Below are 14,665 nucleotides of genomic sequence, written 5' to 3' on the forward strand. Positions count from 1 at the left end.
TTAGTTATATATAAATCTCTTTGTAGACAAAGAGATTTATATAATCAAATGGCTTATTGTAATAATTTAGAAACCATTTGTGGTGTTTGGTTAGCTTGAGAAAGCATGCTGATACCAGCTTCGTTCAAGATTTTGAACTTAGTCATTTCAGACATCTCTTTTGCCATATCAGCATCTTCGATTTGAGAAGCAGCTGCTGCCATGTTAGTAGCTTGGCTCGTTACGTTGTTTAAGTTATGGTCTAAACGGTTTAATTGAGAACCGAAAGTTGCTCTAGCGTCAGCTAGTTCTTGGATAGCAGTGTCAAGAGCTTTTATTTCAGTCTCAGCAGTTCCTCTGTCTGCTAAAGTAGTTAGATTAGCTGTTGTAATTTTCTTTGCATCTAGAGAGTCAATTGTCATTGTATCGCCAGAAGCATCAGAAAGTTGAACTTTAATATCAGCCGCACCACCCTTATCAGTACTTAAGAATTTAATACCATTGAAAGATGTTTTGTTAGCGATATGATCAATTTCACTTTTTAATGCTTCGTATTCTTTGTTTAAAGAAGCAGTATCTTCAGTGTTATTCGTACCGTTAGAAGCCTGTGTAGCAAGGTCACGCATACGAAGTAAGATGTTAGAAATAGATCCCAAAGCAGCGTCACCAGTACGTAAAGCAGACATAGCGTCTTGCGTGTTACGTGCTCCGACGTTTAATCCGCCTTCTTTTGCACGCATACGAGTAGCGATAGCTAAACCAGCCGCATCGTCAGCTGCACTGTTAATAGATTTACCGCTAGATAAACGATTCATCGCAGTATTCATTTTGTCTTGGTTTTGTCGCATGTACTCTTGCGTACGCATGCTGTTAATGTTTGTATTAATTCTCATGTTAAGAAACCCCCATTTTTTTATATTGATTTTTCTGTTAATTGTTAAACGTAAATATGCAAAAAAATCAATTTCGAGATTAATTGTAATCCTTGGTATATATCGTGTCAACGAATAATTGTAATTAATGAATATAAAAAAATGATAATTTCCTATTTGTTCATTTTTTTTATTACAATATTATCAAAAGGATTATTGCAAACTTTAAAAAAAAACTCTAATATTAGATTATCTTTGTTTACCGAAAAGGTGATATTATGATAGTTGGAAATATAGTAAAAGAAGTGCTTGCATATAAGAAAGGGCAAATTCAGCAAAAGCTAAGTAGTCCACAAGCATTTGTTAGTAGTCGTTTTCAAGAGAAGTTGCAGAGTGAACCTGCGAAGGAGACGAAGGCTACTACGCAGCCGGCAAAAGTAGAAGATATGAGTCAGCCGGTACAATCTACGAAAATAGAAGCGGTTGTTAATAAACCGACAGAATCTATTAATAAAGTAGAGGAAGCGAGTAAGCCTGAAGAAAAGGTTGAAACGAAGAAAGCAGATGAAGTGCAAGTTGCGCAAAAAGAGTTTGAACGACGTTTCCCAGAAACGAAAAATGAGGCTGCTGATACGTGGGAATTAACGAAGAAGTATAATATTCAAAAAATACGTTCTTCCAATGAAGGGAAGTATGAGGATATTATTGATCGTGTAAGTCGTACATATGGAATTCCAAAAACGTTAATTCAAAAAATGATTGAAGTAGAGTCTAATTTTAATCCGAAAACGGTGTCACATGCAGGTGCGATGGGTCTTATGCAGCTTATGCCAGCGAATGTGAAGGAGATGGGTGTGAAGAATCCCTTTTCACCAGCTGAAAGTATTGAAGGTGGCGTGAAAGAGTTAAGTGGTTATTTAAAGAAAAATAACGGTGACTTAGTATTGGCACTTGCTTCTTACAATGCTGGTCCTGGCAATGTGAAAAAGTACGGAGGCGTGCCGCCATTTAAAGAAACGCAAGGATATATTAAAAAAATATTAAATATCGACGTTTCAAAATAAGAAGTTTCATATATAGAGAGAACATGAAATTTTCGTGAACATGATATGGGAGTTGGCTAGATTTGAAATTACAAGATGATATTCCGTTAACAATTTATTTTGAAATCGGAAATACGAAAAAGAAAATTGAAGATCTGCTTCATATTACGAAAGGTACATTGTATCGTCTTGAAAATTCAACGAAAAATACGGTGCGTCTTATGCTTGAGAATGAAGAGATTGGAACCGGAAAGATTTTAACGAAGAATGGAAAAATGTACGTTGAAATCGTTGAATTGAAAAGGTAGGGAAGGGGATTGTCATGAGTGGCGAAAAATTAAGCCAAGAGCAAATTGATGCCCTGCTGAAGGCGGTAAATGAAGGCGAGGAAATGCCAGCTTTCGCACAAGAAGCAGGAAAGCAAGAGAAATTTCAAGAGTATGATTTTAATAGACCAGAGAAGTTCGGTGTTGAGCATTTACGTAGTTTGCAAGCGATTGCTTCTACGTTTGGAAAGCAGACGTCACAGACGTTATCAGCGCGTATGCGTATTCCGATTGAACTAGAGCCTTCAACAGTTGAGCAAGTTCCATTTACGAGTGAGTATGTGGAGAAGATGCCGAAAGATTATTATTTATATTGCGTAATTGATCTCGGTTTACCAGAGCTTGGAGAAATTGTTATTGAGATTGATTTAGCATTCGTTATTTATATTCATGAATGTTGGCTTGGCGGAGATAGTAAACGTAACTTTACGATGCGCAGACCGTTAACAGCGTTTGAGTTTTTAACGCTTGATAATATATTCTTGCTTCTTTGTAAAAATTTAGAGCAATCATTTGAAAGTGTTGTTGCGATTGAACCGAAATTTGTAACGACAGAAACAGATCCGAATGCACTAAAGATTACGACAGCGAGCGATATCATTTCATTACTTAACGTAAATATGAAGACAGATTTTTGGAATACGACGGTGCGTATCGGGATTCCATTCTTATCTGTTGAAGAAATTATGGATAAGTTAACGTCTGAAAATATTGTCGAACATTCTTCAGACAAGCGCAAAAAGTATACGTCTGAAGTGGAAGTGAAAGTAAATCAAGTGTACAAACCTGTTCACGTTGCAATTGGTGAGCAGAAAATGACAATGAGTGAAATTGAACAAATTGAAGAAGGCGATATTATTCCGCTTCATACGAAAGTTTCGGATGAATTACTTGGTTATGTAGATGGAAAGCATAAATTTAATTGTTTTATTGGAAAAGATGGAACGCGTAAGGCGCTCCTATTTAAAAGTTTTGTAGAGTAGGAGGATCCATATGAAGCATGAAGTATCTCCTGTGTCATTAATGGGATTAGAAGATTTTGCAGGAAAGCGAAATGAAGCAGGTAAAGCACATATTGATACTGTTTCAGATATTTCGATTGAACTTGGTGTAAAGCTTGGAAAGTCATCTATTACGCTTGGTGATGTGAAGCAGTTAAAAGTTGGCGATGTTCTGGAAGTAGAGAAAAACTTAGGACATAAAGTAGATGTGTATTTAAGTAATATGAAAGTCGGCATCGGTGAAGCAATCGTAATGGACGAGAAATTCGGTATTATCATTTCTGAAATTGAAGCTGATAAGAAACAAGCGGCGCTTATGAAAGCGCAAAGTCAAATGCAAGATAAAGAGTAGAGGAGGAGTCATATGTCGTATATGACGACCTTATTTCAAGTCGTTTTACTGTTTGGTGCGCTCGGTTACGGTGCATATTATATGACGAAAAAGACGCGCAAACAGCAGTTTTTTAAGCAGGGTGAAAATGGCCATATACAAGTAAAAGACGGCGTTTATTTAAATCATCAAACGAGTGCCTTTTTATTTGAAGTGGACGGCAAGCAAGTGTTCACTGTTATTAGTAATAACGGTGTACAGTCTGTGCAATTAACCGGAACAGGAAATCAGTTTCAACAAGCACTAGAAGACGCGGTGAAGAGTGAAACGAAAAAAGTAGAGGATCCATCATGAGAATAAAGAAACAGTTATCATTATTAGCCGTTATTTTCGTATTTTCTATCGTTTTTTCAATTATTTTTGTAAATCCAGCGTATGCAGCCCCGAACGGTTTTATTAATTTCGAAAATGGAAAAGAGTTTACGAGTAATTCAAGTGTACAACTATTTGCGCTCGTTACCCTTTTATCATTATCATCTTCTATCGTTCTATTATTTACACATTTTACTTATTTTATGATCGTTCTAGGGATTACACGTCAAGGACTTGGGGTAATGAATTTACCACCAAACCAAGTGCTTGTTGGACTTGCATTATTTTTATCACTCTTTACGATGCAGCCTGTACTTGGGCAACTGAAGAGTGATGTGTGGGATCCGATGACGAAAGAGAAAATAACAGTAAGTCAAGCTGCGGAAACGACAGCTCCTATTATGAAAGAATATATGTCAAAGCATACGTATAAGCATGATTTAAAAATGATGTTGAAAGTACGCGGAGAAGAGTTGCCGAAAGATTTAAAGGATCTTTCACTATTTACGCTCGTACCATCCTTTACGTTAACGCAAATTCAAAAAGGTTTACTAACAGGGATGTTCATTTATTTAGCGTTTGTATTTATAGATTTGATTATTAGTACACTTTTAATGTACCTCGGGATGATGATGGTACCGCCGATGATTTTAAGTTTACCGTTTAAAATACTCGTTTTCGTATATTTAGGTGGATATACAAAAATCGTCGACATTATGTTTAAAACGGTCGCCTGAAGCGTTTGATGCTATGTGATAGGAGTCATATAAATGAATACGTCACCAATTATAGATATTTTTCAAACCTTTTTTTATAAAGGGGTTATGATTTTAATGCCGGTTGCCGGCGTAAGTATGATTGTCGTTATTATCATCGCTGTCATTATGGCGATGATGCAAATTCAAGAGCAAACGCTGACGTTTTTACCGAAAATGGCGAGTATCGTCCTCGTTATTATCATTTTAGGTCCGTGGATGTTCCAAGAGTTAACGACGCTTATTTTAGATTTATTTGATAAAATCCCATCGCTATTGCGTTCGTACTAAGATAGGTGAACTGAAATGAATATGGAATTATGGGCGGCGACGTTTTTTGCGTTTTGCCGCATTACTTCATTTTTATATTTTTTACCGTTTTTCTCAGGACGATCCATTCCAGCTATGGCGAAGGTTACATTTGGGCTCGGTCTGTCGATTACAGTTGCCGATCAAGTTGATGTTTCTCACATAAAGACGGTTTGGGATGTAGCTGCTTATGCAGCGACGCAAATTGTAATTGGATTATCTCTTTCAAAAATTGTAGAAATGCTGTGGAACATTCCGAAAATGGCTGGACATATTTTAGACTTTGATATCGGTTTATCACAGGCAAGTTTGTTTGATGTGAATGCAGGATCACAGTCTACTTTACTTTCAACACTTTTTGATATGTTCTTCCTCATTATTTTTATTTCACTTGGCGGCATTAATTATTTCGTTGCCACTATTTTAAAGTCGTTTCAATATACAGAGGCGATTTCAAAATTGCTGACGACTAGTTTTTTAGATAGTCTACTCGCAACGCTATTATTTGCGATCACATCAGCGGTTGAAATTGCTCTGCCGCTGATGGGAAGTTTATTCATCATTAACTTTGTTCTAATTTTAATTGCAAAAAACGCTCCGCAATTAAACGTTTTTATGAATGCATACGTAATTAAAATTACATGTGGTATTTTGTTTATTGCGATGAGTGTACCGATGCTCGGTTATGTGTTTAAAAATATGACGGATGTATTACTTGAAGAATATACGAAACTATTTAACTTTTTCTTAACGAAGTAGGGGGACGCGCATGGCAAAGGATAATAAAACAGAAAAGGCCACCCCGCAGAAGCGTAAAAAATCGCGTGAAGAAGGGAATATTGCCCGGAGTAAAGATTTAAATAATTTATTTTCCATTCTCGTATTAGCAGTTGTCGTTTATTTCTTCGGAGATTGGCTAGGGTATGAGATTGCGAATTCCGTAGCGGTGCTGTTTGATCAAATTGGAAAAAATACAGATTCAACCGAGTATTTTTATTTAATGGGGATTTTATTACTGAAAGTATCGGCTCCGATATTAATACTCGTATACGCTTTTCATTTATTCAATTATATGATTCAAGTCGGTTTCCTATTTTCTTCTAAAGTCATTAAACCGAAGGCGTCACGTATTAATCCGAAAAACTATTTTACGAGACTGTTTAGTCGTAAAAGTTTAGTTGATATTTTGAAATCACTATTTTATATGGGATTAATCGGTTACGTCGCTTATGTTCTTTTTAAAAAGAATTTAGAGAAAATCGTCAGTATGATTGGATTTAACTGGACTGCATCACTTACTGAAATTATTAGGGAAATTAAATTTATTTTCTTAGCAATTTTAATTATTTTAATCGTTCTTTCTATTATTGATTTTATTTATCAAAAATGGGAGTATGAACAAGATATTAAGATGAAAAAAGAAGAAGTGAAACAAGAGCATAAAGATAATGAAGGGGACCCGCAAGTAAAAGGGAAACGAAAAAACTTTATGCATGCAATCTTGCAAGGAACAATTGCGAAGAAGATGGATGGCGCAACATTTATTGTAAATAACCCGACTCATATTTCGGTCGTACTTCGTTACAATAAACACGTTGATGCAGCACCAATTGTCGTTGCAAAAGGGGAAGATGAGCTCGCATTATATATACGAACGCTTGCCCGTGAACAAGAAATACCAATGGTGGAAAACCGTCCGCTTGCTCGTTCTTTATATTATCAAGTCGAGGAAGATGAGGCGATTCCAGAAGATTTATATGTAGCTGTAATTGAAGTTATGCGCTATTTAATTCAGACGAATGAACTTGAAGTATAATAGCGCGTTTGGAGGAGATCTCTTTGTTTAAGATAGATTCTGCAAGAACCTATTTTTCTATCTTTTTAGCAGCGTCATTCGTAGTGGCGCTCTTAATTCCACTTCCACCATTTATACTTGATATTATTATCGTTTTTCTACTAAGTATGTCAGTGCTTATTTATATGCGAGCGACAAGTATTAACGAGTGGGATGAATTAAAGTCATTTCCAACGATGTTGTTATTAATCGGGATTTTCCGCGTATCGATTAACGTTTCGACGACGCGAGCGATTTTGACAGATGGAAATGCCGGTCATGTTATTGAAGAGTTCGGCCAGTTCGTAATTGGCGGAAACTTATTAATTGGTATCGTTATTTTTACAGTATTAATCATATTCCAGTTTATCGTTGCAAACGGTGCATCTCGTACAGCTGAAGTAGCAGCTCGTTTTACACTTGATTCTTTACCAGGGAAACAAATGTCTATCGATGCTGATTTAAACCAGCGTATTATTTCAGAAAAAGATGCACAAGCAAAACGTAAAAAATTAAATATGGAAACAGAGTTTTACGGAGCGATGGATGGTGCCGGGAAGTTCATTAAAGGGGACGTTATTTTCGGGATTGTCATTTTATTTGTAAACATTATTTTCGGTTTAATTGTCGGAATGATGCAGCAAGGAATGAGCTTTGCAGATGCAGCTCTTCATTATACACAGTTAACTGTCGGTGACGGAATCGTAAACCAAATCGGTTCATTAATGCTTGCAATTTCAACAGGTATTATCGTAACGCGTGTATTTGACGGCTCACCGGATACAGTAACAGAAGGTATCTTTAAAGAGTTATTAGCGCATGAAGTCGTTGTATATGCGCTCGGTGGTTTATTTATCGCAATGGGTATTTTTACTCCGCTACCGTTTCTACCATTCGCACTCGTTGGCGGAACAATTATCCTCTTAGGCATTCGTAATAAAAATCGAATAAAGAAAGAAAAAGAAGACGAGCTTCAAAAAGAAATAGAAATGATCCAAGGCGAAGATGAGCAACTGCAACAAGTAGAAGATTCATTTGGAGTATTTACAGATAAATATCCAATTATAGTAGAACTCGGTTTAGATTTAGCAGCACTTGTAAAGCAAAAAATTAACGGGGAAACAGCGCGTGATAAAGTTGTTCTTATGAGGAAGTCAATTATTACTGACCTTGGTATTAACGTTCCTGGAATTAACTTTAAAGATAATACGAGCTTTAGACCACGCGGACGTTACATTATTCGAATTAAAGGTGCGAAGGCGGCTGAAGGTGTTTTAAAATCAGGTTATTTATTAGCACTGAAAACACCGAATGTAATGGCTGATTTAGATGCAGAGCCAGCGAAAGATCCAATTTTCGGTGAAGATGGATATTGGATTTTAGAGCATATGGTGCAAGATGCACAAATGAAAGGCTATCAAGTGTTAGAGCCACTTAGCATATTAATTACACATTTAGATGTTGTCGTTAGACGTAATCTTCATGAATTAATTCAGCGCCAACATGTAAAAGACTTAATTAACTCGCTTGAAAATGATAATGGCGTTCTATTAGAAGAGATTAAGAAGAAAGAAATTGATTTATCACTCGTTCAAAATGTTATTAAACAACTTCTAAAAGAAGGTATTTCTATTCGTGATTTACCAACAATTATTGAAGGTATTATTGACGGAAAAGAAGTGTATCAAAACCACGTTGACGGTGTGACATCATTTGTTCGTGAATGTATTTCAAAAGTTATTTGTGAAAATGCGAAAAATCCGGACGGAAAAATATATGCAGCGCTCTTCTCTGATTCAATTGAGTTAGATGCGGATGTTGTGAATAATTCATATCAAGGTTACTTATTAAACTGGGATTTAGATTTAGAAACACGTGTCGTTGAGCAAGTGCAGCGCGTCTTTAAACAAGCACGTTTAATGGGAAGAGAACCAGTGTTATTAACACGTAGAAAAGATTTTAGATTTGCGATTGTAAGACTGCTAGAACGTTATCAAGTGGAAGCACAAGTACTTTGTATTAGCGAATTAGCACCAGAAATTGTTGTGGATCAAATTGCCTATATTGAATAGTAGGGGGTGAAGTAATGGAAAGTACAGAAAAGAAAGAAGCGTTAATGCGAATAAAAGCAGCTTCGAAAAATGAATTGTATCGAAAGTTATTTGACCAATATGGTACAGATTATTATTACGTTGTCGATGAAAGTGTAAAACGAAATATACCGTTTTTTTGGAAAAAGGATTATGAAATGTTAGTTGCATTTCCAGAAGAAAAACAGGAAGAAGTGAATGAAGGTACAGCTCAATTTCATGAACAATTAATGGATGTTGTGAATGATCCTTCAGAACAAATTGTGAAGGCGAATGGAATTCAATCAGTACTGCACAATTTAGAAAACGTAACGACTTCTATGTCATACGCGGCGATGCAAACAGGAAATAGTGAAGAATGGGCAAGAAAAAAAGAGAAACTATTAAAGCTGTTTGAAAAAGGAATCGTCGTTGTGAAACCGATGAAAGAAACGGAAGTAACGAAAGTAACGAAAGTAACGAAAAAGAAAAAAGTTGTGAAACAAGTCGTTCCAGTAAAGAAAGAAGAAGTAGCTCCAAAGAAAGAAAATCAAGAATCTGTACCGTTTATTATTCAAAAAGTAATTCGGATGCTAGAACAAAACGATGTGGAACAATATTTCATTCATGCATATGCTGAAAAGTTAAAAATAAAGTTTGAAAATGCAACGATGATTACGGAAGAAGAAGTTATCAGGTACATATTGGAAGATATGAAATCTCATTTTAATACGGAAAACGTCTTTGAAAAAGAAGTACAAACAATTGCATTAATCGGTCCAACTGGCGTTGGTAAAACGACGACACTGGCGAAAATGGCATGGCAATTTCACGGTAAGAAAAAAACAGTTGGTTTTATAACGACCGATCATTCGCGCATAGGGACAGTGCAGCAATTGCAAGATAACGTAAAGACAATTGGATCTGAAGTAATTGCTGTGCGTGATGAAGCTGCAATGACAAGAGCGCTTACGTATTTTAAAGAAGAAGCACGCGTCGATTATATTTTAATTGATACAGCAGGGAAAAATTATCGTACGTCAGAAACAGTGGAAGAAATGATTGAAACGATGGGACAAGTAGAACCAGATTATATTTGTTTAACGTTATCAGCTTCTATGAAAAGTAAAGATATGATTGAAATCATTACAAACTTTAAAGATATTCATATAGATGGTATTGTGTTTACGAAATTTGATGAAACAGCAAGTAGTGGCGAATTGTTGAAAATTCCAGCAGTATCATCAGCTCCTATTGTATTAATGACAGATGGCCAAGACATAAAGAAAAATATACATATCGCTACAGCTGAACATTTAGCAAAACAAATGTTACAAACATCGTAGAAAAGAGGTGAAGAATAAGGCGCTTGCCTTATTCAAACGAATATGAACGGTCTTTATATAGGTTCTATGGGCATGATGAATTACATGCAGCGCATTAATGTTCATTCGAATAACGTTGCAAATGCTCAAACGACAGGATTTAAAGCAGAAAATATGACGTCTAAAGTATTTGATGTACAAGACACATATCGCCGCGGAGATGGGGCGGTAACAAATATCGGTTCGGTCGATTACGCTGTAGTACCAGCTGCAACGCATGTGAATTTAGTACAAGGAAATATACAAATGACAAATAGCGCTACAGATTTCTTTTTAGATGACGGCGCGGCCGGCACAACATCATTTTTCGTTACTTCTAAAAATGATGAAACGTTTTTAACGAGAGATGGTAGTTTCACATTAAATAGTGATCGTTATTTACAAACGTCATCTGGTGCTTTCGTAATGGGAGAGAATAATGAGCGTATTCGTATTCCAGAAGGAGCAAAGGTTGCTGTACAAGCAGATGGTACATTATATGATGAAGTAACACAAAATAATATTGCTCGTTTACAAACAAAAACAGTAGATGCAGAAACGAATGCACGTCTCGTGCAACGTGAAAACAAAAGCTTTACACTAGCAGAAGGAAACATTGCTAATTTACCGAACGGAACAGGAATAGTAAAAAATCATATGCTAGAAAATTCAAATGTAGATATGACGAAAGAGATGGCAGATCTTATGACAGATCAAAAGATGATTCAAGCATCACAGCGTGTTATGACGTCATTTGATAAAATTTATGAAAAAGAAGCGAATGAAATATTGAGATAGTGGACTCCTAATAAAGGAGTCTTTTATTAATTTCAAATTTCAGAATTATCAATTGACTTTATGAAGCTTCTTTTTTATATTAGTAGGTATAACTATAACTACTAAAGAGGTGGGAGTATGACAACGGCATTATATTTAGAAGATGCATACAAAACGAGTTGCGAAACAGAAGTGATAAGAGTAGAAGGGAATAAAGTATTTGTAAAAGAAACAGTTTTTTATCCAACTGGTGGAGGGCAAGAATGTGATACGGGTGTCATTGTACAAGATGGGTCTGTATTTGAAGTTGAAAAAGTAAAGAAGGAGCAAGGAGAAATAGTTCACTATATAAAAGATGAAGCTCAAGTAAAATTAGGTCCAGTTAAATTAGAGATAAATTGGGAAAGACGTCATAATTTAATGCGTCATCACTCTTTACTGCATCTTATCGGAGCTGTTGTTTATGAAAAGTATGGAGCTCTATGCACCGGAAATCAAATTTATCCTGATAAAGCACGTATCGATTTTAATGAGTTACAAGAGTTATCGAGCGTGGAAGTAGAAGAAATTGTTGAGGAAGTGAATAAACTTATTAAGCAAAATAAAGAAATTTCTACTCGTTATATGAGCCGCGAAGAAGCAGAAAATGCTGTAGGAATGATTAAAACAGCAATAAATCTCCTGCCAACTACTATCCAAGAAATCCGCATTGTTACAATTGAAAATTTAGACGAACAAGCTTGTGGAGGCACACATGTGAAAAATACGAGTGAAATAGGAACACTTGTTATTGATAAAGTAAAAAGTAAAGGGAAGCAAAATCGTCGTTTTGAAGTAAGGGCGATTTAGATTGTGAGGGGTTACCGATGGATGAAATTATAAAGGAGTTACAAAAGTTAGGATTTTCCCAGTATGAATGTAAAGCGTATATTGGATTGTTAAAACATTCCCCAGTAACAGGCTATGAAGTGAGTAAACAAACAGGAGTACCTCGTTCTATGATTTACGAGGTACTCGGTAAGTTAATGGATAAAGGAGCGGTGCATATTGTACCTTCTGAACCAGTTAAATATGTACCAGTACCAGCTACCGAATTAATGAATCGAATGCGAAAAGACTTTGAAAAGTCCTTTGAGTTTTTAGACCAGAAATTAAATGGTTTAGAACAAGAAAGACAGATTGATGTAATTTCGCATATTCGCTCAAATGATCGTGTTTTGAAAGAAATATGCAATATAATTAGTAGAGCTAAGGAAGAGTTATGGATTTCTGTATGGGAAGATCAAGTGCATGAAATAGAGCCATACATTCATCAAAAGGAAGAGGAAGGCGTACATATATTTTCAATCTTATTTGGAGCTCCAGAAACAAAAATAGGAGCGACATTTCACCATAATTATATGACGCCCCACGTTGTTGAAAAGAGAATGGGTGGTCATTTAACTGTTATTGCTCGTGATGGAGAGGAAGTATTAATTGCGAACTTCTCAAATGATAGCACTTCATGGGCCGTTACAACGTATGACCCAGCGCTAGTTCTCGTTGCGACAGAGTATGTGCGGCACGATATTATGGTTGAAGAAATCACAAAGGAATTTGGAGCTGATAAGTTAGATACGTTATGGCGTGAAAATATAGATTTAGTTCATGTCGTAACAGGAAAACGAACTTTAGAGGGAATGGAGGATGATAGAGATGAGTAAAGCTCAGGCACATGTAGCTTTGCAGAGCGATGATACATTTCAGCAAGGAGTAAAAGATTGTTTACCAACTGTATTTGGTTATTTGAGCATCGGTATAGCAGCTGGTGTAATTGCAAAAACAGCAGGTTTTTCTATCATTGAAATTGCATTTATGTCCACTTTAATCTATGCAGGTTCTGCCCAATTTATATTAGCTGGTATGTATGCAGCCGGTGCTCCTGCTTCCGCAATTATTTTCACTGTATTTTTTGTTAATTTACGCCATTTATTAATGAGCGCAGCGCTTGCACCGTACTTTACGAAAATTCCTCTATTTAAAAACTTAATCATCGGTTCGCAAATTACAGATGAAACTTTTGGCGTTGCAGTGCAGCATGCAGCGCAAAAAGGATATTTAGGTGAAAGATGGATGATTGGGCTTAACGTAACAGCGTATTTAAATTGGATACTTGCTACCATTATTGGTGGGCTATTTGGTGAGTGGATACCAGATCCACATACATATGGGATGGATTATGCATTACCAGCGATGTTTATCGGATTATTTGTTCTTCAGCTCATAAGTAGTAAACCAAAACTAGTAATTCATTTAAGTGTTGCAATTGTAGCGATTATTATCGCATACGTTTCACACCTATTTATGCCAGATAGTATAGCGGTTATTATCGCAACATTACTAGCTGCGACGATTGGAGTGGTGATTGAAAAATGGAAATGAGATTAGATGTATTATTACTTTTACTAGCAGCAGGAGCTGTTACACTCGTGCCACGTATTTTACCTCTACTCGTATTTAGCAAACTACAAATTCCTGAATGGGGTTTAAAATGGTTAAATTACATACCAATTGCGATATTAGCAGCGCTTTTAGCACAAGTTTTATTTATGCATGAGACGATGCAGTGGGATTACCTTATCGCAGCAATTCCAACATTTCTTGTAGCGATATATACTCGTAGTTTATTAGGTACAGTATTAACGGGAGTGGTTGTGATTATTTTGTTACGTTTCTTTTTCTAAAAAGGATTACGCTCATATAATAGCGAAAAGTGTAATAACATGAAAAATATAGGGGTGGTGTTATGATACTTTTAACGATAGGAGCAATTTTGTTAACGTTGTTTATTTTCTTTATTATCGGTTTCGTTACGTTTATGATGTTTGTTGATAAGGCGACACCTCAAATATATTATACACCTTGTGAATCAGTGACAGTGAAAACTAAAGGTAAACATAGAAGGAAGAAAAGTTGAAAGTTGGCTTTTCTTCCTTCTTCTATTACATCCCCGAAAGAACTAACAAAAACAGCCCAAATAAAAAACTAATAAAGGAAAGAAAACCGATACATATGGAGAACACACGATTGTTTCTCCATTCGCGCCAGAAAGTGATAAAACCTAATATACAAAGGAAAAACCAAATGGGTAGGAATAGGAACTCACTAATCTTTTCGGGAAGTAACGCATAAAAAGTTGATAAATATAAAATCCAATTTGTAAAAAATAAAATGCAAACGATAATAGATTGTAAGTAGGGCCGTTTGGAAAACTCCCCCTTTTTTACGGTTACGAAAATAATAGTTAGCACTGAGAAAAAGGCAATGAATATGAAAATAAGTAAGAGTAATGTAAGTGTCATTTACATCTCCTTTATAAGAGTGTTTTTTACAAGAAATGAATTTATTACATTATATGCTTGTTTTGTAGAGTGCCCGTTATATTTTTCAGTGTACGGATTTAGAAATCCATGTTCACCGTGTAGTTGTTTGATTTCTAATAAAGGATTCTTTTGTTGCTGCAATGTGTGAATGAAAGAGGATTGATATGCTCCCTATTAGGTAGACAGATAAAAAATAAAAATCTGTTATCTAAGGGGAGTATTTTTTATGGCTAGAATGAAATATTCTAAAGCTGAAAAATTGGCGATTTTA

Annotated in this window: 19 protein-coding genes and 1 pseudogene; 17 read left to right on the forward strand and 3 right to left on the reverse strand. The window is 35.8% G+C overall.

Features of this window, described 5'->3' with window-relative positions:
- Window positions 1–53: 53 nt before the first annotated feature.
- Window positions 54–872 carry a flagellin N-terminal helical domain-containing protein gene (locus tag MR168_RS09675; RefSeq protein WP_001222377.1) on the reverse strand — a complete coding sequence of 273 codons (819 nt, stop codon included), beginning with the start codon at window positions 870–872 and terminating at the stop codon, window positions 54–56.
- 257 nt (window positions 873–1,129) lie between these two features.
- On the opposite strand from MR168_RS09675, the gene MR168_RS09680 reads away from it, so the two are divergent.
- The 17 genes from MR168_RS09680 to MR168_RS09760 all read left to right on the forward strand — a co-directional run bounded on the left by MR168_RS09680 (window position 1,130) and on the right by MR168_RS09760 (window position 13,988).
- Window positions 1,130–1,915 carry a lytic transglycosylase domain-containing protein gene (locus MR168_RS09680; protein ID WP_000635225.1) on the forward strand — a complete coding sequence of 262 codons (786 nt, stop codon included), beginning with the start codon at window positions 1,130–1,132 and terminating at the stop codon, window positions 1,913–1,915.
- Between the two features lie 62 nt (window positions 1,916–1,977).
- Window positions 1,978–2,202, forward strand: a complete 225-nt coding sequence (locus MR168_RS09685) for a flagellar motor switch protein FliN (RefSeq protein ID WP_000775712.1) — start codon at window positions 1,978–1,980, stop codon at window positions 2,200–2,202.
- Between the two features lie 14 nt (window positions 2,203–2,216).
- On the forward strand, window positions 2,217–3,203 hold the full coding sequence (fliM, locus tag MR168_RS09690; RefSeq protein WP_000012360.1) for a flagellar motor switch protein FliM: 987 nt from the start codon (window positions 2,217–2,219) through the stop codon (window positions 3,201–3,203).
- A 10-nt stretch (window positions 3,204–3,213) separates the two neighbouring features.
- Window positions 3,214–3,573 (forward strand): flagellar motor switch protein FliN, encoded by a 360-nt coding sequence (gene fliN, locus MR168_RS09695; protein ID WP_000680010.1) that lies wholly within the window; start codon window positions 3,214–3,216, stop codon window positions 3,571–3,573.
- A gap of 12 nt (window positions 3,574–3,585) precedes the next feature.
- Window positions 3,586–3,906 (forward strand): hypothetical protein, encoded by a 321-nt coding sequence (locus tag MR168_RS09700; protein ID WP_000121176.1) that lies wholly within the window; start codon window positions 3,586–3,588, stop codon window positions 3,904–3,906.
- Window positions 3,903–4,661: a flagellar type III secretion system pore protein FliP gene (locus MR168_RS09705; RefSeq protein ID WP_001220582.1), complete on the forward strand. Its 759-nt coding sequence runs from the start codon at window positions 3,903–3,905 to the stop codon at window positions 4,659–4,661. The genes MR168_RS09700 and MR168_RS09705 overlap by 4 nt, the downstream gene beginning before the upstream one ends.
- 33 nt (window positions 4,662–4,694) lie before the next feature.
- Complete coding sequence (locus MR168_RS09710) at window positions 4,695–4,970, forward strand: flagellar biosynthetic protein FliQ (RefSeq protein WP_001098085.1); 276 nt, start codon at window positions 4,695–4,697, stop codon at window positions 4,968–4,970.
- A 15-nt stretch (window positions 4,971–4,985) separates the two neighbouring features.
- Window positions 4,986–5,747 (forward strand): flagellar biosynthetic protein FliR, encoded by a 762-nt coding sequence (locus tag MR168_RS09715; RefSeq protein WP_001055706.1) that lies wholly within the window; start codon window positions 4,986–4,988, stop codon window positions 5,745–5,747.
- Window positions 5,748–5,757: 10 nt separating this feature from the next.
- A complete protein-coding gene (gene flhB / locus MR168_RS09720) occupies window positions 5,758–6,804 on the forward strand; it encodes a flagellar type III secretion system protein FlhB (RefSeq protein ID WP_001030110.1) in 1,047 nt (348 codons plus the stop codon).
- A 23-nt stretch (window positions 6,805–6,827) separates the two neighbouring features.
- Entirely contained in the window at window positions 6,828–8,894 is a 2,067-nt protein-coding gene (gene flhA, locus MR168_RS09725) for a flagellar biosynthesis protein FlhA (RefSeq protein WP_086411993.1), read from the forward strand.
- A gap of 14 nt (window positions 8,895–8,908) precedes the next feature.
- Complete coding sequence (gene flhF, locus MR168_RS09730; protein WP_086411992.1) at window positions 8,909–10,237, forward strand: flagellar biosynthesis GTPase FlhF; 1,329 nt, start codon at window positions 8,909–8,911, stop codon at window positions 10,235–10,237.
- A gap of 42 nt (window positions 10,238–10,279) precedes the next feature.
- Window positions 10,280–11,053, forward strand: coding sequence for a flagellar basal-body rod protein FlgG (locus MR168_RS09735; protein WP_001013934.1), 774 nt, complete (start codon window positions 10,280–10,282; stop codon window positions 11,051–11,053).
- A gap of 117 nt (window positions 11,054–11,170) precedes the next feature.
- Entirely contained in the window at window positions 11,171–11,881 is a 711-nt protein-coding gene (locus tag MR168_RS09740) for an alanyl-tRNA editing protein (RefSeq protein ID WP_000205398.1), read from the forward strand.
- Window positions 11,882–11,898: 17 nt separating this feature from the next.
- Complete coding sequence (locus MR168_RS09745; RefSeq protein ID WP_059303953.1) at window positions 11,899–12,735, forward strand: TrmB family transcriptional regulator; 837 nt, start codon at window positions 11,899–11,901, stop codon at window positions 12,733–12,735.
- On the forward strand, window positions 12,728–13,453 hold the full coding sequence (locus tag MR168_RS09750; protein ID WP_061457005.1) for an AzlC family ABC transporter permease: 726 nt from the start codon (window positions 12,728–12,730) through the stop codon (window positions 13,451–13,453). The genes MR168_RS09745 and MR168_RS09750 overlap by 8 nt, the downstream gene beginning before the upstream one ends.
- Entirely contained in the window at window positions 13,444–13,755 is a 312-nt protein-coding gene (locus MR168_RS09755; RefSeq protein WP_000425954.1) for an AzlD domain-containing protein, read from the forward strand. The genes MR168_RS09750 and MR168_RS09755 overlap by 10 nt, the downstream gene beginning before the upstream one ends.
- Window positions 13,756–13,817: 62 nt before the next feature.
- Window positions 13,818–13,988, forward strand: a complete 171-nt coding sequence (locus MR168_RS09760; RefSeq protein ID WP_000602244.1) for a DUF3951 domain-containing protein — start codon at window positions 13,818–13,820, stop codon at window positions 13,986–13,988.
- A gap of 25 nt (window positions 13,989–14,013) precedes the next feature.
- On the opposite strand, the gene MR168_RS09765 is transcribed toward MR168_RS09760, so the two are convergent.
- Both MR168_RS09765 and MR168_RS09770 read right to left on the reverse strand, forming a co-directional pair.
- Entirely contained in the window at window positions 14,014–14,373 is a 360-nt protein-coding gene (locus MR168_RS09765; RefSeq protein WP_002164581.1) for a hypothetical protein, read from the reverse strand.
- Window positions 14,374–14,553, reverse strand: a pseudogene (locus MR168_RS09770) (dienelactone hydrolase family protein); the annotation flags it as partial.
- Window positions 14,554–14,665 lie beyond the last annotated feature (112 nt).

It is taken from the genome of Bacillus cereus group sp. BfR-BA-01356 (assembly GCF_022663635.1).
Taxonomy (GTDB): domain Bacteria; phylum Bacillota; class Bacilli; order Bacillales; family Bacillaceae_G; genus Bacillus_A; species Bacillus_A cereus.